General features: G+C 70.7%; 16 protein-coding genes and 2 tRNA genes. 15 read left to right on the top strand and 3 right to left on the bottom strand.

The window, feature by feature from the left end; genetic code table 11:
• Positions 1-108 precede the first annotated feature (108 nt).
• The 8 genes from purL (at position 109) to nadA (ending at position 10,416) form a co-directional block, all read left to right on the top strand.
• The gene (gene purL / locus BLP95_RS14620) at positions 109-4,059 is read left to right on the top strand and encodes a phosphoribosylformylglycinamidine synthase (protein WP_089680653.1); all 3,951 of its coding nucleotides are present in this window, start codon (positions 109-111) and stop codon (positions 4,057-4,059) included.
• Between the two features lie 7 nt (positions 4,060-4,066).
• Positions 4,067-5,923 carry a DNA repair helicase RadD gene (radD, locus tag BLP95_RS14615; RefSeq protein WP_425402568.1) on the top strand — a complete coding sequence of 619 codons (1,857 nt, stop codon included), beginning with the start codon at positions 4,067-4,069 and terminating at the stop codon, positions 5,921-5,923.
• Between the two features lie 324 nt (positions 5,924-6,247).
• On the top strand, positions 6,248-7,183 hold the full coding sequence (locus BLP95_RS14610) for a segregation and condensation protein A (protein WP_089680649.1): 936 nt from the start codon (positions 6,248-6,250) through the stop codon (positions 7,181-7,183).
• On the top strand, positions 7,180-8,022 hold the full coding sequence (gene scpB / locus BLP95_RS14605; RefSeq protein WP_089680647.1) for an SMC-Scp complex subunit ScpB: 843 nt from the start codon (positions 7,180-7,182) through the stop codon (positions 8,020-8,022). Before BLP95_RS14610 ends, scpB begins: the two co-directional genes overlap by 4 nt.
• The gene (gene rluB / locus BLP95_RS14600) at positions 8,019-8,870 is read left to right on the top strand and encodes a 23S rRNA pseudouridine(2605) synthase RluB (RefSeq protein ID WP_089680645.1); all 852 of its coding nucleotides are present in this window, start codon (positions 8,019-8,021) and stop codon (positions 8,868-8,870) included. The genes scpB and rluB overlap by 4 nt, the downstream gene beginning before the upstream one ends.
• 76 nt (positions 8,871-8,946) lie before the next feature.
• Positions 8,947-9,022, top strand: a tRNA-Lys gene (locus BLP95_RS14595).
• 27 nt (positions 9,023-9,049) lie between these two features.
• A tRNA-Lys gene (locus BLP95_RS14590) sits at positions 9,050-9,125 on the top strand.
• Between the two features lie 262 nt (positions 9,126-9,387).
• Positions 9,388-10,416: a quinolinate synthase NadA gene (gene nadA, locus BLP95_RS14585; RefSeq protein WP_089680643.1), complete on the top strand. Its 1,029-nt coding sequence runs from the start codon at positions 9,388-9,390 to the stop codon at positions 10,414-10,416.
• Positions 10,417-10,502: 86 nt separating this feature from the next.
• On the opposite strand, the gene BLP95_RS14580 is transcribed toward nadA, so the two are convergent.
• Complete coding sequence (locus BLP95_RS14580; RefSeq protein ID WP_089680641.1) at positions 10,503-11,969, bottom strand: M48 family metalloprotease; 1,467 nt, start codon at positions 11,967-11,969, stop codon at positions 10,503-10,505.
• A gap of 151 nt (positions 11,970-12,120) precedes the next feature.
• Here BLP95_RS14580 and BLP95_RS14575 point away from each other — a divergent pair, with 151 nt between their 5' ends.
• The gene (locus tag BLP95_RS14575; protein WP_089680639.1) at positions 12,121-12,369 is read left to right on the top strand and encodes a sulfurtransferase TusA family protein; all 249 of its coding nucleotides are present in this window, start codon (positions 12,121-12,123) and stop codon (positions 12,367-12,369) included.
• Positions 12,366-13,466, top strand: coding sequence for an AI-2E family transporter (locus BLP95_RS14570; RefSeq protein WP_089680636.1), 1,101 nt, complete (start codon positions 12,366-12,368; stop codon positions 13,464-13,466). Before BLP95_RS14575 ends, BLP95_RS14570 begins: the two co-directional genes overlap by 4 nt.
• 27 nt (positions 13,467-13,493) lie before the next feature.
• Here BLP95_RS14570 and BLP95_RS14565 read toward each other — a convergent pair whose 3' ends face one another.
• Positions 13,494-13,982, bottom strand: a complete 489-nt coding sequence (locus BLP95_RS14565; protein ID WP_089680634.1) for a peroxiredoxin — start codon at positions 13,980-13,982, stop codon at positions 13,494-13,496.
• A gap of 219 nt (positions 13,983-14,201) precedes the next feature.
• Between BLP95_RS14565 and dapA the strand changes: the two genes are divergently transcribed.
• The 4 genes from dapA to purC are packed head-to-tail and all read left to right on the top strand — an operon-like array spanning position 14,202 to position 17,637.
• The gene (gene dapA / locus BLP95_RS14560) at positions 14,202-15,086 is read left to right on the top strand and encodes a 4-hydroxy-tetrahydrodipicolinate synthase (protein WP_089680633.1); all 885 of its coding nucleotides are present in this window, start codon (positions 14,202-14,204) and stop codon (positions 15,084-15,086) included.
• A gap of 46 nt (positions 15,087-15,132) precedes the next feature.
• Positions 15,133-16,089 carry a lipoprotein, NlpB gene (locus tag BLP95_RS14555; protein WP_245678768.1) on the top strand — a complete coding sequence of 319 codons (957 nt, stop codon included), beginning with the start codon at positions 15,133-15,135 and terminating at the stop codon, positions 16,087-16,089.
• Positions 16,089-16,883, top strand: a complete 795-nt coding sequence (locus tag BLP95_RS14550; protein ID WP_089680631.1) for an MBL fold metallo-hydrolase — start codon at positions 16,089-16,091, stop codon at positions 16,881-16,883. Before BLP95_RS14555 ends, BLP95_RS14550 begins: the two co-directional genes overlap by 1 nt.
• 40 nt (positions 16,884-16,923) lie before the next feature.
• Complete coding sequence (purC, locus tag BLP95_RS14545; protein WP_089680629.1) at positions 16,924-17,637, top strand: phosphoribosylaminoimidazolesuccinocarboxamide synthase; 714 nt, start codon at positions 16,924-16,926, stop codon at positions 17,635-17,637.
• Positions 17,638-17,692: 55 nt separating this feature from the next.
• Here purC and tsaA read toward each other — a convergent pair whose 3' ends face one another.
• Entirely contained in the window at positions 17,693-18,427 is a 735-nt protein-coding gene (tsaA, locus tag BLP95_RS14540; protein ID WP_089680628.1) for a tRNA (N6-threonylcarbamoyladenosine(37)-N6)-methyltransferase TrmO, read from the bottom strand.
• Positions 18,428-18,518: 91 nt separating this feature from the next.
• On the opposite strand from tsaA, the gene BLP95_RS14535 reads away from it, so the two are divergent.
• Positions 18,519-19,058, top strand: coding sequence for a GNAT family N-acetyltransferase (locus BLP95_RS14535; RefSeq protein ID WP_089680626.1), 540 nt, complete (start codon positions 18,519-18,521; stop codon positions 19,056-19,058).
• Positions 19,059-19,079 lie beyond the last annotated feature (21 nt).

Genomic DNA, 19,079 nt, shown 5'->3' with positions numbered 1-19,079 from the left:
CGTCCGGCGCCGCCCTCGATTTCTTCCCCCACGGCCTTTCCAGTATCATGTGCGCTCCTCGCCGCTGGCCGCGGCCCCGATCCCGATGAAATCCAGAGGCTCCAGGATATGCTCGAACTGCGCGGCGCCCCCGCCCTCTCCGCCTTCCGTCATGCCAAGCTGCTGGCCGCCCTGCACGACGCCGTGGGCGATGTCGCCGCGCTCTCGGCGGAGTACGTGCACTTCGTCGACCATGACGGCGAGCTCTCCGACGACGAAGCGGCGGTGCTGGCGCGGCTGCTCGACTACGGCGCCCACCAGGGCCTGAGCGAGGCGAGCGGCGAGGGGCAGCTGTTCCTGGTGGTGCCGCGCATCGGCACCCAGTCGCCCTGGTCCTCCAAGGCCACCGATATCGCCCACAGCTGCGGCCTGGCGAAGATCCGTCGCATCGAGCGCGGCATCGCCTACCGGGTGAAGCTCAAGGGCATGCTCTCCGAGAAGGCCTTCGCGCGCATCGAGTCCACCCTCCACGACCGCATGACCGAGACGGTGCTCAGCGATGCCAGCGACGCCGCCAAGCTGTTCGAGCGCCACCAGCCTGCGCCGCTGGGCAGCGTCGATATCCTCGAGGGGGGGCGCGAGGCGCTGGCCACCGCCAACGTCGAGCTGGGGCTGGCGCTGGCCGAGGACGAGGTCGACTACCTGGTGGAGGCCTTCCGTGACCTGGGCCGCAACCCCACCGACGTCGAGCTGATGATGTTCGCCCAGGCGAACTCCGAGCACTGCCGCCACAAGATCTTCAATGCCGACTGGGTGATCGACGGCGAGGCGCAGCCTCTCTCGCTGTTCAAGATGATCAAGAACACCCACCAGGCCTCCCCGGGTAAGATCCTCTCCGCCTACAGCGACAACGCCGCGGTGATCGAGGGCGCCACGGCGCCGCGCTTCTTCGCCGCGCCGCTGACCGGCCGCGCGGACGAGCGCGCCCGCTACGCCGCCGTCGAGGAGCCGATCCAGATCCTGATGAAGGTGGAGACCCACAACCACCCCACCGCCATCGCCCCCCATCCGGGCGCGGCCACCGGCGCCGGCGGCGAGATTCGCGACGAGGGCGCCACCGGCATCGGTGGCAAGCCCAAGGCGGGGCTCACCGGCTTCACCGTCTCCAACCTGCGTATCCCCGAGTTCGTGCAGCCCTGGGAGGCCTTCGACTACGGCAAGCCCGAGCGCATCGTCTCGGCCCTCGAGATCATGCTCGAGGGCCCCATCGGGGGGGCGGCCTTCAACAACGAGTTCGGCCGGCCCAACCTGGCCGGCGTCTTCCGCACCTACGAGCAGGACGTGCTGGGGCCCAACGGCATCGAGCGCCGCGGCTTCCACAAGCCGATCATGCTCGCCGGCGGCTACGGCAACATCCGCGACGGCCACGTCCAGAAGGGCGAGATCCCCGTCGGCGGCAAGCTGATCGTGATGGGCGGCCCCGCCATGCTGATCGGCCTGGGTGGCGGCGCGGCCTCCTCCATGGCCTCCGGCGCCTCCAGCGCCGACCTGGACTTCGCCTCGGTGCAGCGCGGCAACCCCGAGATCGAGCGCCGCGCCCAGGAGGTGATCGACCGCTGCTGGGCGCTGGGCGAGGCGAATCCCATCCGCTTCATCCACGACGTGGGGGCCGGCGGGCTCTCCAATGCCCTGCCGGAGCTGGTCAAGGATGGCGAGCGCGGCGGCCTGTTCGACCTGCGCGCGGTGCCCAACGCCGAGCCGGGGATGAGCCCGCTGGAGATCTGGTGCAACGAGGCCCAGGAGCGCTACGTGCTGGCCGTGGCCGCGGAGGACCTCGACACCTTCGACGCCCTCTGTGCCCGCGAGCGCTGCCCCTATGCGGTGGTGGGGGAGGCCACCGAGGCCCACCACCTGGCGGTCCGCGACGGCCACTTCGAGAGCCAGCCCGTCGACCTGCCGATGAGCGTGCTGTTCGGCAAGCCGCCGAAGATGACCCGGGAGTTCGCGCGCCAGGCTACCGAGATGCCCGGCGTGATGCTCGACAACCTCGACCTGCGCGAGGCCATGGACCGGGTGCTGCGGCTGCCCGCGGTGGCCTCCAAGAGCTTCCTGATCACCATCGGCGACCGCTCCATCACCGGGCAGGTGGCCCGCGATCAGATGGTGGGTCCCTGGCAGGTGCCGGTGGCCGATGTCGCCGTGACCACGGCCAGCTTCGACACCCACGCCGGCGAGGCCATGGCCATGGGCGAGCGCCCGCCGGTGGCGCTGATCGACCCCGCCGCCAGCGCCCGCCTGGCGGTGGCCGAGGCGATCACCAACCTGGCCGCCGCTCCCATCGCGGCACTCGGCGACATCAAGCTCTCCGCCAACTGGATGAGCGCGGCGGACCACCCCGGCGAGAACCAGGCGCTGTATGACGCCGTGCATGCGGTAGGCATGGAGCTCTGTCCGGCGCTGGGCATCGCCATCCCGGTGGGCAAGGACTCCATGTCCATGCGCACCGCCTGGCAGGAGGAGAACGGCTCGGGTGAAGGCAAGGGCGAGGTCGAGGAGAAAAGCGTCACCGCGCCGCTCTCCCTCACCGTCACCGGCTTCGCGCCGGTCACCGATGCCCTGCAGACCCTGACCCCCCAGATCAACTTGGAGCAGGACGAGTCCGACCTGATCCTGATCGACCTGGGCGAGGGGCAGAATCGCCTGGGTGGCTCGGCGCTGGCCCAGGTCTATGGCCAGGTGGGCGACGCCTGCCCGGACCTCGATGACCCCGAGGACCTCAAGGCCTTCTTCGCGGTGATCCAGGGCCTCAACGCCGAGGGCAAGCTGCTCGCCTACCACGACCGCAGCGACGGCGGCCTGCTGGTGACCCTGCTGGAGATGGCCTTCGCCGCCCACGCCGGGCTCGAGATCAAGCTCGACTGGCTGGTGGACGAGCCGGTGGAGGCGTTCAACGCGCTGTTCGCCGAGGAGCTGGGGGCGGTGATCCAGGTCAACCGCGAACACACCGAGGAGGTGCTGGCCCAGTTCGCCGCCGCCGGCATCGAGACCTGTGGCGTCATCGCCCGGCCGCGCTACGACGACCAGGTGCGCGTCACCCTCTTCGAGGAACCGCTGCTGGAGACCACCCGGCTGCTGGCCCAGCGCACCTGGGCCGAGACCAGCTACCGCCTCCAGGCGCTGCGCGACAACCCCGAGTGCGCCAAGAGCGAGTTCGACGGCCTGCTCGACGACCGCGACCCGGGCCTCTCCGCCCAGCCGAGCTTCGACGTCGACGAGGACATCGCCGCCCCCTACCTGAACCTGACCCGCCCGGCGGTGGCGGTGCTGCGCGAGCAGGGGGTCAACGGCCAGGTGGAGATGGCCTGGGCCTTCGACCGCGCCGGCTTCGAGGCGGTCGACGTGCACATGAGCGACATCCTCGAGGGGCGCATCGGCCTCGAGTCGTTCAAGGGGCTGGTGGCCTGCGGCGGCTTCTCCTACGGCGACGTGCTGGGCGCCGGCGGCGGCTGGGCCAAGTCGGTGCTGTTCAACGCCCGGGCCCGGGAGCAGTTCGCGGGCTTCTTCACCCGCGACGACAGCTTCTCGCTCGGCGTGTGCAACGGCTGCCAGATGCTGGCCCAGCTCAAGGAGCTGATCCCCGGCGCCGAAGCCTGGCCGCACTTCGTGCGCAACGAGTCGGAGCAGTTCGAGGCCCGGGTGGCCATGGTCCAGGTGGAGCAGAGCCCGTCGATCCTGCTGGCCGGCATGGAGGGCTCGCGCCTGCCCATCGCCGTGGCCCACGGCGAGGGCCGCGCCGAGTTCCGCGACAGTGCCCACCTGCGCCGGATGCAGGGCGGCGGCCAGGTGGCCCTGCGCTTCGTGGACAACCACGGCCAGGTAACCACCCGCTATCCCGCCAACCCCAACGGTTCGCCCTCGGGCATCACCGGCCTGACCACCCCGGATGGCCGGGTCACGATCATGATGCCCCACCCGGAGCGGGTGGTGCGCGCGGTGACCAACTCCTGGCGCCCGGCCGAGTGGACCCGGGACGGCGCCTGGCTGCGGCTGTTCCGCAACGCCCGCGTCTGGGTGGACTGAGCCCTTGGTGCTTCGCCACCCCGACCAGAAGGCGGCCTCCGGGCCGCCTTCGGCGTCTGCGGCGCCCGCGCTGCGCCCCTACCAGCGCGAGGCGGTGCAGCGGGTGGTGGCGCACTTCCGCGGCTCGGACGCGCCGGCGGTGGTGGTGCTGCCCACCGGCAGCGGCAAGTCGCTGGTGATCGCCGAGCTGGCGCGCCTGGCCCGGGGGCGGGTACTGGTGCTGGCCCATGTGCGCGAGCTGGTGGAGCAGAACCACGCCAAGTACCAGGCCTACGGTCTTTCGGCGGACATCTTCAGCGCCGGCCTTAAGCGCAAGGAGAGCGGCCGCCAGGTGGTGTTCGGCTCGGTGCAGTCGGTGGTGCGCGGGCTCGAGCGCTTCGCGGCCGGCGACTTCACCCTGCTGGTGATCGACGAGTGCCACAGGGTCTCGCCGGACCAGGACGCCGGCTATCGCCGGGTGATCGAGCGGCTGCGGGCCGCCAACCCGCGCCTCAAGGTGCTGGGGCTGACCGCCACCCCCTACCGGCTGGGGCAGGGCTTCATCTACCACCGCCACCATCACGGCATGGTGCGCGGCGATGACGACTGCTTCTTCCGCGACTGCGTCTTCGAGCAGCCGCTGCGCCTGATGGTCAAGCAGGGCTACCTGGCCGCGCCGGTGAGGGTGGACGCGGCGGTGGAGCGCTACGACTTCTCGTCGCTGGTGCCCTCCAGCCGCGGCCTGTTCCGCGAGGAGGAGCTCAACCGGGTGGCGGCGGGCAATCGTGCCACCCCGGGTATCGTCGCCGAGGTGGTGGCGCGCGCCCGCGACCGCCGGGGGGTGATGCTATTCGCCGCCTCCGTGGCCCACGCCGAGGAGGTCCTCGGCTACCTGCCGGCGGCCGAGGCGGCGCTGGTCACCGGCGAGACCCCCTCCGCCGAACGCGAGCGGCTGATAGCCGCCTTCAAGGCCCGGGAGCTGAAATACCTTGTCAACGTGGCGGTGCTGACCACCGGCTTCGATGCCCCCCACGTGGACCTGATCGCCATCCTGCGCCCCACCGAGTCGGTGAGCCTCTATCAGCAGATCGTCGGCCGCGGCCTGCGCCTCGCGCCGGGCAAGCGTGACTGCCTGATCCTCGACTATGCCGGCAACCCCTGGGACCTCTACGCCCCCGAGGTGGGCTCGCCCCGGCCCGACCCGGACAGCGAGCCGGTGCAGGTGGCGTGCCCCGCCTGCGGCCACGCCAACCTGTTCTGGGGCAAGCGCGACGGCGAGCTGGTGATCGAGCACTTCGGCCGCCGCTGCCAGGGGCTGGTGGAGGACGAGCGTGGCGCGGCGTCGGGCGCCGACAAAAGGCCCAGCACGGCATCGGGCGCCGGCAGACAGCGTCAGTGCGACTTCCGCTTCCGCTTCAAGGTGTGCCCCGACTGCGGCGTCGAGAACGATATCGCCGCCCGGCGCTGCCATGGCTGCCAGGCGCTGCTGGTGGACGCCGACGACAGGCTGAAGGAGGCGCTTCGCCTGCGCGACGCCCGGGTGCTGCGGGTGGCCGGCATGCAGCTCGAGGCCACCGCCAACGGACGCGGGCTGCCCAGGCTCAAGGTCACCTATCACGACGAGGAGGGCGTGACGCTGGCCGAGTGGTTCGCCCTGGAGACTCCGGCCCAGCGCGCCGCCTTCGCCGCGGCCTTCCTGCGCGAGCACCTGCGCGCCCCGGGGGTGCCCTTCCGGCCCACCACCTCCGAGGAGGTGGTGGCCGAGCGCCGCCGCCTGCGCCACCCCGACTTCGTGGTGGGCAGGAAGGTGGGCCGCCACTGGCAGGTGCGCGAGAAGCTCTTCGACTACGTCGGACGCTATCGCAAGGCCAACGAGGCGGAGTAGCCGAAGGTAATGCGGGGGTCGCCTGCGAGGGGCGCCGGGGATAGGCCGAAAGGGAGGTCCGAGGACCAAGGGTGAGGAGCACTGCTCCGAACGGGCTGGCCATGGATGGCCAGCACCGGTCCTGCAAGCGAAGCGGGACGCGAGAGTGCCGCAGGGCCGAGGTAGCGTCCAGGGAGGGATTCATAGCGCCTCCCTGAAGGCCTGTCGCCGGTAAAGCCCCGAGCGCTGTCGGCATGGCGGCAGAAGCGGTGTCAGAACTGTCTCCGGCGCCGCGCTCTTGCTAGACTGCCCCGTTGATCCTGCGTCCCTGGAGAGGCACGCCGCGTGAGCGCCACCCCCGACACCGCCAGTCCCGAGCAGACCGCCGCCGCGGCCGGCCATGCCGCGGTGCTCGGACGGCTGTTCGACGAGCCGATCACCGAGCTGCCGGAGGACCTCTATATCCCGCCGGAGGCGCTCAAGGTCTTCCTCGAGGCCTTCGAGGGGCCGCTTGACCTGCTGCTCTACCTGATCCGGCGCCAGAACCTCGATATCCTGGCCATCGACGTCGCCGCCATCACCCACCAGTACATCGAGTACGTGGAGCTGATGAAGGCGATGGAGATCGAGCTGGCCGGCGAGTACCTGCTGATGGCGGCGATGCTCGCCGAGATCAAGTCGCGCACCCTGCTGCCGCGCCCGCCCAAGGAGGGCGGCGACGACGAGGAGGATGACCCCCGTGCCGAGCTGATCCGCCGCCTGCAGGAGTACGAGCGGCTCAAGCACGCCGCCGAGTCGCTGGCCGAGCTGCCGCGCCTGGGGCGCGACTGGTTCCCCGCCCAGGCGGCGCTGCCGCCGCTGGAGAGCCGGGTGATCCACCCGGACGTGGGGCTCGACGAGCTGCTGGGGGCCCTGGCCGGCATCCTGCGCCGCGCCGAGCTCAACCAGACCCACCAGATCAGCCGCGAGGGGCTCTCGACCCGGGAGCGGATGCTGGCGATCATGGCGTGCCTCGAGGGCGGGCGCTTCACCCCCTTCGAAGCGCTCTTCACCCTGGAGGAGGGGCGCGCCGGGGTGGTGGTGACCTTCATGGCGATCCTCGAGCTCGCCAAGGAGACGATGATCGAGATCGTCCAGAACGCCCCGCTGTCGCCGATCCATGTGCGAGCCCGGGTAAGCCTGGGTGAGGGCGAGAGAGGCGCGGGGGAGGGCGGCGAGCTGGACGACCTGGCCGCGGAGGGCGAGAGCGCCTTCGAGGAGGACGGGGAGGAGACGCCATGACCGCCATGGAATACCCCGAGGCCCTGGACGAGATCCTCGAGGCCGCGTTGCTGGCCGCCGGCGAGCCGCTGGCCCTGGAGCGCCTCGAGGCGCTCTTCGACGACCATGAGCGCCCGCCGCGTCGCGCCCTGCGCGAGGCGCTGGAGCGCCTCGGCATGCGCCACGAGCGCGGTGCCATGGAGCTGATCGAGACCGCCTCCGGCTACCAGCTGCGCATCCGCCCGCGGCTCTCGCCCTGGGTATCGCGGCTGTGGGACGAGCGCCCCCAGCGCTACTCCCGGGCGCTGCTGGAGACCCTGGCGCTGATCGCCTATCGTCAGCCGGTGACCCGCGGCGACATCGAGGAGGTGCGCGGCGTCACCGTGAGCGGCTCGATCATGCGCACCCTGCTGGAGCGCGGCTGGATCCGCGTGGTGGGCCATCGCGACGTGCCGGGCCGCCCGGCGGTCTACGCCACCACCCGCGGCTTCCTCGACGACTTCGGCCTCAAGACCCTCGATGAGCTGCCGCCGATGCACGAGCTCAAGGCCTTCGAGGCGCCGGAGGACGATCCGGAGGGGCCACCGCCGGCCCAGGCCGAGATCCTCGCCCAGGCGGACGCGCCGGCCGAGGCGCCGGCAGATGATCACGACGAGACAGTGGGAGAGGCGGCAGGCGTCGCCTCCCCCGAGACGACGGCCGGGAGGGCCGACGACGAGAACGCCGGGACGGCGTCCGAGCGGACCGGGCTGAGCTTCGCCGACCTCGAAGCCCGCCTGTCCGAACGCGCCCGGGGCCGCGTCGACGATGACGCTGCCCCGGGGGCGGAATCCACACCCAGTGAGAACGACGACTCATGAGCAACACCAGCGAAAAACTGCAGAAGGTCCTGGCCCGCGCCGGGCTCGGCTCGCGCCGCGAGATGGAGACCGCCATCGCCGATGGCCGGGTCAGGGTCAACGGCCAGGTGGCGACCCTGGGCGACCGCATCGAGACCCGCGACAAGGTGCTCTTCGACAACCGCCCGGTGACCCTGCGCGGCGCCGAGGAGGTGCCGCGGCGGGTGATCATGTACAACAAGCCCGAGGGGGAGCTTTGCACCCGCAAGGACCCGGAGGGGCGGCGCACCGTGTTCGACCGGCTGCCGCGGCTCAAGGGTGAGCGCTGGATCGCCATCGGCCGCCTCGACATCAACACCAGCGGCCTGCTGCTGTTCACCACCGACGGCGAGCTCGCCAACCGGCTGATGCACCCCTCCACCCAGGTGGAGCGCGAGTACGCCGTGCGGGTGATGGGCGAGGTGACCAAGGAGCAGGTGGTGACCATGGTCGAGGGGGTGATGCTCGACGACGGCCCGGCGCGCTTCACCGACGTCCAGGAGTTCGGCGGCGAGGGCATCAACACCTGGTTCCACGTGGTCATCATGGAGGGGCGCAACCGCGAGGTGCGTCGCCTGTGGGAGTCCCAGGGATTGACCGTCAGCCGCCTCAAGCGGGTGCGCTACGGCAACATCTTCCTCGACAAGCGGGCCAAGGCCGGCGAGTGGGTGGAGCTCTCCCAGGAGGAGATCGACGACCTGGCCGAGCTGGCCGGCCTGCCGCCGCGCAAGGTGCCGGACCTGACCCCGGACGAGAAAAACCGCTGGAGCCGCGACAAGCACAAGCGCAAGCCGGTGCAGGCGATGCGCAAGCCCAAGGGGCGCCGCTGAGTCGCGTCGGCGACAAAAGGCAAAAAATCCCTTGCCAGCCGGAGGGGGGATCAGTATTATCTGCCCCCGTTCGGACGGGTCGTTAGCTCAGTTGGTAGAGCAGTTGGCTTTTAACCAATTGGTCGTAGGTTCGAATCCTACACGACCCACCATCCGGACCGAGGCTTGTTCGCAAGCTCGGGTCGTTAGCTCAGTTGGTAGAGCAGTTGGCTTTTAACCAATTGGTCGTAGGTTCGAATCCTACACGACCCACCAATTCCGACGCCCCGGCCTCCCAGAGGTCGGGGCGTTTTCGGTTGGGGTGCATGCACCCGGCCGACCAGGCTGCCATGCCGGGGTGACGATTCCTTGACCGGGAGGGGTCAATTCCCCAGCGTCGTGGTCTAGAATAGGCCTCGGGAGCCTGCAGGCGAGAGACGCGGCCAGGCTCATCGGCGCATCCACCGCGCGGAGCGCGCGGCCGGGATGTTCCCGCAATGCGCAGGGGGAGCCCCTGCCGGTCACAGTGGTAGACACGATGACGATCATGACTTCCCGTGCCCAGGTGCGTGAGCACCTGACCCGCACCTACTGCCCCACCCGAATCCCCGCCGAGGACGAGGCCCGCATCGAGGAGATCAAGCGCCTTCTCGAGGCCCACAACGCCGTCCTGGTGGCCCACTACTACACCGACGACGCCATCCAGCAGCTCGCCGAGGAGACCGGCGGCTGCGTGGCGGATTCCCTGGAGATGGCACGCTTCGGCGCCCGTCACCAGGCCGACACCCTGGTGGTGGCCGGGGTGCGCTTCATGGGCGAGACCGCCAAGATCCTCTCCCCGGAGAAGCGCGTGCTGATGCCCACCCTGGAGGCGACCTGCTCGCTGGACCTGGGCTGTCCGGCCGACGAGTTCGCGGCCTTCTGCGATGCCCATCCCGAGCGCACCGTGGTGGTCTACGCCAACACCTCGGCGGCGGTGAAGGCGCGCGCCGACTGGGTGGTGACCTCCTCCATCGCCGTGGACGTGATCGAGCACCTGCAGGCCCGTGGCGAGAAGATCCTGTGGGCACCGGACAAGCACCTCGGCGGCTACATCCAGAAGCAGACCGGCGCCGACATGCTGCTGTGGGACGGTGCCTGCATCGTCCATGAGGAGTTCAAGGCCCAGGGGGTCGAGGAGCTCAAGGCGCTCTACCCCGAGGCGGCGGTGCTGGTGCACCCCGAGTCGCCGGCCTCGGTGGTGGCGCTGGCCGACGTGGCGGGCTCCACCTCCCAGCTGATCCAGGCCGCCAAGTCGCTGCCCAACGACAAGCTGATCGTGGCCACCGATCGCGGCATCTTCTTCAAGATGCAGCAGGCGGTGCCCGAGAAGACCCTCTTCGAGGCGCCCACCGCCGGCAACGGCGCCACCTGCAGGAGCTGCGCCCACTGCCCGTGGATGGCGATGAACGCCCTGGACAACCTGGCCGACGCCCTGCGCCACGGTCACGGCGAGATCCGGGTCGACGCCGCCTTGCGCCAGGCCGCGCTCAAGCCCCTGGAGCGGATGCTCAACTTCCAGAAGTGAGCGTCGAGCCACAAGACACCCCGCAGGCCAAGGCCTTCGGGGTGTCTTTTGTTGTGGGCCATGTCAGCGCTGGCTTTTTCCTGCGCTTACTGAAACTCCTCCAGCGTCTCACGGTAGCCGAGAAAGGCCTGGTAGCGCTGGTCGATGCGGGCGGTGGCGGCGGCGTCGCCGTCGCGCTCGGCCACGCGGCGGGCCACCCCCAGCTGGCGGATCGCCTCGGTGATGCGCCCGGTCAGCTGCTGGTGCTCGGCGCGGGCCAGGTGGCCCCAGGCCTCGCGGCCGCTGCGCCCCGCGGCTTCCGCCAGCAGCGTGAAGACCCCGGGATCCTCCGGGCGACGCTCGGCCAGCTCCCTCAGGACCCGCCATGCCTCGTCCGGGTCGCGCTGAAGCAGTGCCTCGCCGAGCACCAGCTGCGTAGGCACATGGCCCGGTACCAGCCGCAGCTGGCGCCGACTGCGCTGGATGGCGTCGTCGATGCGCCCGGCGTCGAGGGCGACCTCGGCGGCCGAGGCGGGCAGCAGGCTCAGGTCGGGAAACTCCCGGGCCAGGGCGTCGAGCCGGCGCAGGGCGGTGGTGGTCTCGCCGCGCTCGGCGGCGACCAGCGCCTCCAGGTAGCGCCGGGCGGCGGCCGGTGGGGCGTCCTGGGCCTGGCGGGTCAGCGACTGCTGCGGGTCGCGTGCATGGATGCTCAGCAGCGCCCGGGCGCGCACCAGGTGGTATTGCAGGTCCTCGCGGCGGGGCTTGGCCTCGAGCTGGGCGGCGCGCGACGCGGTATCGCTGATCCGCGACTCCGTCAGCGGGTGGGTGAGCAGGAACTCCGGGGGGGTGCCGCCCTGCAGGCTGGTCAGGCGCTGCATGGCGCGGAACATCGACGCCATGGCCTCGGGGTCGTAGCCGGCCTCGGCCATCACCTGCAGGCCGAGGCGGTCGGCCTCCTGCTCATAGCGTCGCGAGTAGGCCAGCTGGTCCTGGATGAAGGCGGCCTGGGAGCCCATGGCCACGCCGATGCCGGCGTCGCCGCCGCCCGCCGCGGCGATCAGCATGCCGGCGAGCATGGCGGCCATGGCCGGTACCTGGGTCTGCTCGGCGCGGGCCTGGCCGCGGGCGTAGTGACGCTGGGCCAGGTGGCCGAGCTCGTGGGCCAGGACCGAGGCCAGCTCCGCCTCCCGGGCGGCGAAGGCGAAGAGCCCGGCGTTGACCCCGATGACCCCGCCCGGCACGGCGAAGGCGTTGAGGCGGTGGCTGTCCACGAGGGTGACGATCAGGTCGCTGCCCCCCAGGCCGCTGTGAGGCGCCAGGCGCGCCACCAGCGCCTCCACGTAGTCCCGGGCGATGGGGTCCTGCCACTGCGGTGCCCGGGCGCGGAACTGGCGCAGCCAGGCGCGGCCGAGGCGGTACTCCTCGCCGGCGGCGGCGCGGCTTCCCGCGCTCGTCAGGCTGGGCAGCTCGGCCTCCTGCTCCCAGCCGGGCGTGGTCCACTGGCCGGCGGCGGGGAGCGCCAGGCCGAGGCCGAGCAGCACGCCGGCGAGGCGGGTGAGGGGGCGCGATGGCATGGGGGTGCTCTCCTTCGGGCGGGGCGTGCGCTCGCTCTCTGACATTGATTCGCCCCGCAAAGTGCCTTTAAATCTCTGGTGCCTGTAAACCTTCAGGGTTTTCGTCGCCGGCACGCCGGCGGCGCCTTCCTGCATTCTTCCGGGAGTCTCCATGTCGCTGCAACCCGACCAAGTGCTCGACGTCTGCGGGCTGCCCTGCCCGCTGCCCCTGCTCAAGGCCAAGCAGGCGCTGGCTCGGCTCGAGGCGGGCCAGCTGCTCGAGGTGCGTGCCACCGATGCCGGCTCCTGGCAGGACTTCGCCAGCTATGTCGAGCTCAGCCCCCATGCCATGCCGGCCAGGGAGGAGCGCGACGGCATCTACCACTACTGGTTGCGCAAGGGCGAGGAGCGCGCCTCATGACGCTGCGGGCGGTGCTCAAGAGCTGGGTCGACCACTACCTCTCCGACGAGGAGGCGGTGATCCTGCTGGTGCTGCTGGTGGTGGGCTTCGCGGTGGTGATCTTCATGGGGCGCATGCTGGCCCCCTTCCTGACCGCCCTGGTGCTGGCCTTCCTGCTGCAGGGGGCGGTGAGTTGGCTGGAGCGCCACCGGGTGCCGCACCTGCTGGCGGTGACGCTGGTCTTCCTGGCCTTCGTGGGGCTGCTGCTGGCCATGGCGCTGATCCTGATGCCGCTGATCTGGAACCAGCTGGTGGGGCTGGTGCAGGAGACGCCGCGGATGTTCGCCAGCGGCCAGCGGCTGCTCGATGACCTCCAGGCGCGCTATCCGCAGCTGGTCACCCCGGACCAGATCCAGAACTGGATCGCCGCGGCGGGGCGTGAGATCACCCAGCTCGGGCAGCGCGCCCTGACGCTGTCGCTGGCCTCGCTCGGCAACGTGCTGGCGCTGATCGTCTACCTGGTGCTGGTACCGATCCTGGTGTTCTTCCTGCTCAAGGATCGCGAGGCGCTGGTGGGCTTCACCGTCTCGCTGCTGCCCCAGAAGCGCACCCTGATGACCCGCATCTGGCACGAGATGGACAGCCAGATCGCCAACTACGTGCGCGGCAAGTTCATCGAGATCATGATCGTCGGCACCGTGGCCTTCATCACCTTCGCCTTCTTCGGCCTGCCCTACACCGCCCTGCTGGCGGTGCTGGTGGGCTTCTCGGTGCTGGTGCCCTATATCGGGGCGGCGGTGGCCACCCTGCCGGTGGCGGCGGTGGCCGGCTTCCACTTCGGCATGACCGACGAGTTCCTCTACGTGCTGGTGGCCTACGGCGTGATTCAGGCGCTGGATGGCAACGTGCTGGTGCCGGTGTTGTTCTCCGAGGCGGTGAACCTGCACCCGGTGTCGATCATCGTGGCGGTGCTGTTCTTCGGCGGGATCTGGGGCTTCTGGGGAATCTTCTTCGCCATTCCCCTGGCCACCCTGCTCAAGGCGCTGGTCTATGCCTGGCCCCGGGGGATCAAGCGCCACCGCGAGGACGAGGGCCACGTCGCGCCGGCGGGGGAGTGAGGGTCGCCGGCGCGGTGCTGGCGTGCGTCAGTCGGCGTCGAGGCGACCTTCATGCAGTGCCTGGGCCGCCTCCAGTACCTCTTGGGCATGCCCCTTGACCTTGACCCCGCGCCACTCCCGGGCAAGCCTGCCCTCGGCGTCGATCAGGAAGGTGCTGCGCTCGATCCCCAGGTGCTCCTTGCCGTAGAGCTTCTTGAGCTTGATGACGTCGAACAGCCGGCACACCGCCTCCTCCTTGTCGGAGATGAGGTCGAAGTTGAAGCCTTGCTTGGCCTTGAAGTTCTCCTGGGCGCGGATGCCGTCCCGGGAGACCCCCAGGATCACGGTGTTGGCGGCGTCGAAGGCCGCCTTGCGGTCGCGGAAGTCGCCGCCTTCGGTGGTGCAGCCCGGGGTGCTGGCCTTGGGGTAGAAGTAGACCACCACCTGCCGGCCCTTCAGCGCCGAGAGGGAGATCTCGTGGTCGCCGGTGGCGAGGGCGGTGAAGTCGGGGATGGGCTGGCCGATGCTGACGCTCATGGATGCCTCCAGGGTCGGGTAGGGGAGGCATCGATTACACGCAACCGCCGAGCGGCTGTCAAAGCGCGGCAGGGGAAAGTCGCGCCGCCGCTGTACAGGCTCCGGCCGCCTGAGTACCATTTGACACTTGCGGGGCAGCCTGCCCCTTGCGCCCCGGCATGGCCGGGGCCTGGCGCCGCAGCCGTACCGGCAGCAGTCGAACCGAGAGGAAAGATGAGGATGGTCACGGGAAGCATCGTCGCCCTGGCGACGCCGATGAAGGTCAATGGCGATATCGACTGGGAGGCGCTGCGCCGCCTGGTGAACTTCCACCTCGACAACGGCACCGACGGCATCGTCGCCGCCGGCACCACCGGCGAGCCCACCACCATGTCCTTCGCCGAACACTTCGACGTGATCCGTGCCGTGGTGGAGGAGGTCGACGGGCGCATCCCGGTGATCGCCGGTACCGGCGCCAACGCCACCTCCGAGGCGGTGGAGCTGGCGCGCTACGCCAGCGAGGTGGGGGCCGACTACTGCCTGTCGGTCTGCCCCTACTACAACAAGCCCACCCAGGAGGGGCTCTACCGCCACTTCAAGGCCGTCGCCGAGGGCAGCAAGCTGCCGGTGATCCTCTACAACGTGCCCGGCCGCACCTGTTCGGACCTCTACAACGAGACCGTGCTGCGCCTGGCCGAGGTGGACAACATCGCCGGCCTCAAGGATGCCACCGGCAACCTGGAGCGCGCCGAGGACCTGATCGGGCGCCTCAAGGGCAGCGACTTCATGCTCTACTCCGGTGACGACGGCACCGCCTGCGACTTCATGCTGATGGGCGGCCATGGCGACATCTCGGTGACCGCCAACGTGGCGCCACGGGCGATGCATGACCTCTGCGCCGCCGCGGTGGCCGGCGACGCCGAGCGCGCCCACCAGCTCAACACCCGCCTGATGCCGCTGCACACCAACCTGGGCATCGAGGCCAACCCGATCCCGGTCAAGTGGGCGCTCCACCGCATGGGCCTGATCGAGCCCGGCATCCGTCTGCCGCTCACCTGGCTCTCGGAGAAGTACCACTCCACCATCAGCGAGGCCCTGCAGCTGGCCGGGCTGATCGACGACTGATCGGCGCCGCGCCGGACCCCTGGAGAACTGGATGCAAGGTGGACCCATGACCCCCGCGCTGAAATGGCTGCCCCTGGCGGCGTTCGTCGCCCTGGCCGGCTGCGCCCGCGACGACGGCTACTACCACGACCGCAACATCGACTACGCCGATGCTCGCCAGGCACCGCCCCTGGTGCTTCCCGAGGGGCGCGACCGTGAGCGTTTCCGCGATGCCATGCCGGTGCCTGAGGCCGCCGGTAGCTTCCGCGCCGGCGACGACGGCTTCGAGGCGCCGGCGCCCCAGGCGCTGGGCGCCGGCCGCGTCGAGCGTGACTTCGTCGAGCGCCGCGCCGTGGGCGATGACGCCTGGCTGGTGGTGGCTGCCGCCCCGGACAGCGTCTGGCCCCTGCTGGAGGGCTTCGCCCGCAGCCGTGGCCTCGGCGTCGAGGCCAGCGACATCGGCCGCGGGGTGATCGAGACCCGCCAGGCACGGCTCAGCGTTCGCCAGGGGCTGCGCAGCGGTGACAGCGAGGTGCGTTGCGATCAGGCCGGCAGCCCGGTGGGCGCCTGCCTGGACGCCCTGGAGGAGTACTTCGCCGCGCGCAGTGCCTCGGCCGCCACCGCGGCCTCGTTACGCGCCCAGGGACTGGCTGGCGAGGAGCGCCTGCGCCTGGTCGAGCGCGGCGACGAGTGGGTGGTCGAGGTGCCCCTGGACATCGAGCGTACCTGGGCCGAGCTCGACTACCAGCTCAAGCGCGACTTCACCGTGGAGGAGCGCCGCGAGCTGCTCGAGAGCGACCCCGAAGGCTTCTCCCATCGGATCCGTTACCTGCCGATCTCGGAGCGTCGTCAGGGGTTCTGGGAGGGGCTGGTGACTTCCGCCTCGCCGGTCGAGCTCAGCCTGGTGCTGGAAAGCCTGGGGCCCCGGCGAACCCTGTTGCGCGTGGATAATGCCGGCGAGCAACACGTCGGCGCCGAGGATCGCCGTGAGCTGCTGGAGCGGGTGGCGAGCCTGCTGCGCTGATGACGGCGACGCAGGAGGTGCCGCCGGGGCGGCTGCGCTTCGCCTCCCTGGGCAGCGGCAGCAAGGGCAATGCCACCCTGGTCAGCGACGGCGAGACCCACCTGCTGGTGGACTGCGGCTTCAGCCTGCGCGAGGCGGAGCGGCGCCTGGGACGGCTGGGCATGCACCCGCGCCAGCTCGATGCCCTGCTGGTGACCCACGAGCACGGCGACCATATCCGTGGCATCGGCGCCCTGGCGCGCCGCTACCGCCTGCCGGTGTGGTTGACCCCGGGCACCTGGGCCTCGGGGCGCCTCGGCGAGCTGCCGGAACGCCGCTGGATCACCCCCCAGGCGCGCTTCGCGGTGAAGGGGCTTTCCATCGACCCGGTGACCGTGCCCCACGATGCCCGCGAACCGGTGCAGTTCCGCATCCAGGGCGGCGGGCGGCGACTGGGACTGCTGACCGACCTGGGGCATCCCACCGAGCATGTGGCGCGTGCCTTCGCCGGCTGCGATGCCCTGGTGCTGGAGTGCAACCACGACGTGCGACTGCTGGCCGAGGGGCCCTATCCGCCGCGGCTGAAGCGTCGGGTGGGTGGCGACTGGGGGCACCTGGCCAACGCCCAGGCGGCTCGCCTGCTGTCCCGCCTCGGCCTGGATCGCCTGCAGCGCATCGCCTGCTCGCACCTCTCGGAACACAACAACCGCCCCGAGCTGGCGCTGGAGGCCCTGGTGCCGCTGCTCGACGGCGACGAATCGCGGCTGATGGTGACCTGCCAGGACGATGGCCTGGCGTGGCAGGCCATCGCCTGAGCCCTACCTTCCTTCCTGACTCGAGCCCCCGGAGGCTGCCATGGAAAAGCGTCAAGAACTCTACGCCGGCAAGGCCAAGTCGGTCTTCGCCACCGATGACCCCGATCGCGTGATACTGCAATTCCGCGATGACACCAGTGCCTTCGACGGCGAGCGCATGGAGTCGCTGGACCGCAAGGGCATGGTCAACAATCGCTTCAACGCCTTCATCATGGAGACGCTCGCCGAGGCCGGCGTGCCCACCCACTTCGAGAAGCGTCTCTCCGACACCGAGAGCCTGGTCAAGAGGCTCGAGATGATCCCGGTGGAGTGCGTGGTGCGCAACCTCGCCGCCGGCGGCCTGGTCAAGCGCCTGGGGGTCGCCGAGGGACAGGAGCTGAACCCGCCCACCTTCGAGCTGTTCCTCAAGAACGACGCCCTGCACGACCCGATGATCAACGAGTCGCTGGCCGAGACCTTCGGCTGGGCGACCCCCGAGCAGCTGGCGGAGATGAAGGCGCTCACCTTCAAGGTCAACGCCGTGCTCAAGCAACTCTTCGCCGACGGCGGCCTGCTGCTGGTGGACTACAAGCTGGAGTTCGGCCTCTTCCAGGGCCGGATCGTGCTGGGCGACGAATTCTCCCCGGACGGCTGCCGGCTGTGGGACGCCAAGAGCCGCGAGAAGCTCGACAAGGACCGCTTCCGCCAGGGGCTGGGCGGCGTGATCGAGGCCTACGAGGAGGTGGGGCGCCGGATCGGTATCGATTTCGGCTGAGCCTTCCGGGTATTTCCGTGTCATCACCAGGGGCCCTGCGGGGCCCCTGGTCGCGTCAGGAGGCGGCGATCTCCACCACCTCGAGCCGGGGTGAGCCCGCCTCGTCGGTGAGGACGCGGAAGCGCACGTCGACGTCGCGCAGGCGTACCCCGTAGGTGCGTGCCTCGCCGCCGCGGCGATAGGCGGGCCGGGGATCCTGGGCCAGCACCTCGATGATCAGCGCACGCAGCGAGGCGGCGTCCTCGCGCACGGCCAGTGCCGCCTCGGCGGGTGCCTCGAAGCGCACCGCCAGCCGGGGCGGTGCCTCGGGGGCGAAGCCGCCGCGGGCCTCGGGGTGCGCCTCGGCCCAGGGCAGGTAGGGCTTGATGTCCAGCACCGGGGTGCCGCTCACCAGGTCGGCGCCGGCCAGGGTCAGCCTGACCCCGTCGCCGAGGTCGACCGCGAGTAGCTCCACCAGCGAGAGCCCCAGGCGGTTGGGGCGGTGGGTGCTGCGGCTGGCGAAGACGCCGACCTTGCGGTTGCCGCCTAGGCGCGGTGGGCGCACCAGCGGCGTCCAGCGCTCTGGGCTCTGATGGAACAGGAAGGTGAGCCACAGGTGGCTGAACGCCTCCAGGCCGCGCACCGCCAGTGGGTCGTCGTAGGGCGGCAGCAGGCGGAGCGTGGCACGCGCCGAGGGGGCGAGCCCCGGTTGGCGGGGCACGCCGAACTTGTCGGGGAAGTCGCTCTCGATGACGCCGATGGGCGACAGCGTGATGTTGGGAAGGGGGGCGGAGACGCTCATGGCGGGCATTATGCCTGCCGCCTGCCGCGGCGGCGAGGCCGGTTGGCGGGACCGGCGCCCTTGTGTAGGCTCTCGGCAACATCCCGGCACGAGAACCCCCATGAACGACACCCCCAACGCGGACGCCGGCCAGGCCGCCTCGCGGCGCGGCCCGCGGATCCGCTATCGCGAGGCGCGGGCGCGTGACGGCGCCGACCAGGCCGAGGTCTTCCACCACGCCGTGATGCAGGGCGCCATGGCCCATTACAGCGTGGCCCAGCGCGAGGCCTGGGTCTCGGCGCTGCCGCGCGACGCCAGCGCCTGGGCGGCGCGCCAGGCGCTCTACACCACCCTGGTGGCGGAGTGCGACGGGCGCTGCGTGGGCTTCCTGGAGCTCGAGCCGGCGCGCGGGCGCATCGTGACCCTCTACGTCTGGCCGTCGCTTGCGCGTCGCGGGATCGGCGCGACCCTGCTGATCCACGCCGAGCGGCTGCTGGTAGAGCAGGGCGTGGGGCGGGCCAGCATCGAGGCGAGCCTGCTGTTGGCCGAGGGGCTGGTGCGCCGCGGCTGGCGCGACCTGGGGCAGGAGTGGGTCGAGCGCGGCGGCGAGCGGCTGCCGCGCCACCGCCTGGAGAAGCGCCTGGTGGCGCTGGAGACCTGAGGGCGCCTCCCGTCGGCGCCC

The sequence above is a fragment of the Halomonas shengliensis genome, assembly GCF_900104135.1.
Taxonomy (GTDB): Bacteria; Pseudomonadota; Gammaproteobacteria; order Pseudomonadales; family Halomonadaceae; genus Halomonas; species Halomonas shengliensis.
Note: the sequence above shows the minus strand (reverse complement) of the source record. Positions and strands in the feature narration are given on the sequence as shown.

Coding starts and splice junctions, on each gene's coding strand:
- BLP95_RS14575 (WP_089680639.1), top strand. CDS start 12,121: ATGTCGCTGCAACCCGACCAAGTGCTCGACGTCTGCGGGCTGCCCTGC.
- purC (WP_089680629.1), top strand. CDS start 16,924: ATGGAAAAGCGTCAAGAACTCTACGCCGGCAAGGCCAAGTCGGTCTTC.
- BLP95_RS14550 (WP_089680631.1), top strand. CDS start 16,089: ATGACGGCGACGCAGGAGGTGCCGCCGGGGCGGCTGCGCTTCGCCTCC.
- BLP95_RS14570 (WP_089680636.1), top strand. CDS start 12,366: ATGACGCTGCGGGCGGTGCTCAAGAGCTGGGTCGACCACTACCTCTCC.
- nadA (WP_089680643.1), top strand. CDS start 9,388: ATGACGATCATGACTTCCCGTGCCCAGGTGCGTGAGCACCTGACCCGC.
- BLP95_RS14555 (WP_245678768.1), top strand. CDS start 15,133: ATGACCCCCGCGCTGAAATGGCTGCCCCTGGCGGCGTTCGTCGCCCTG.
- dapA (WP_089680633.1), top strand. CDS start 14,202: ATGGTCACGGGAAGCATCGTCGCCCTGGCGACGCCGATGAAGGTCAAT.
- scpB (WP_089680647.1), top strand. CDS start 7,180: ATGACCGCCATGGAATACCCCGAGGCCCTGGACGAGATCCTCGAGGCC.
- rluB (WP_089680645.1), top strand. CDS start 8,019: ATGAGCAACACCAGCGAAAAACTGCAGAAGGTCCTGGCCCGCGCCGGG.
- BLP95_RS14580 (WP_089680641.1), bottom strand. CDS start 11,969: ATGCCATCGCGCCCCCTCACCCGCCTCGCCGGCGTGCTGCTCGGCCTC.
- BLP95_RS14535 (WP_089680626.1), top strand. CDS start 18,519: ATGAACGACACCCCCAACGCGGACGCCGGCCAGGCCGCCTCGCGGCGC.
- BLP95_RS14565 (WP_089680634.1), bottom strand. CDS start 13,982: ATGAGCGTCAGCATCGGCCAGCCCATCCCCGACTTCACCGCCCTCGCC.
- purL (WP_089680653.1), top strand. CDS start 109: ATGCTCGAACTGCGCGGCGCCCCCGCCCTCTCCGCCTTCCGTCATGCC.
- tsaA (WP_089680628.1), bottom strand. CDS start 18,427: ATGCCCGCCATGAGCGTCTCCGCCCCCCTTCCCAACATCACGCTGTCG.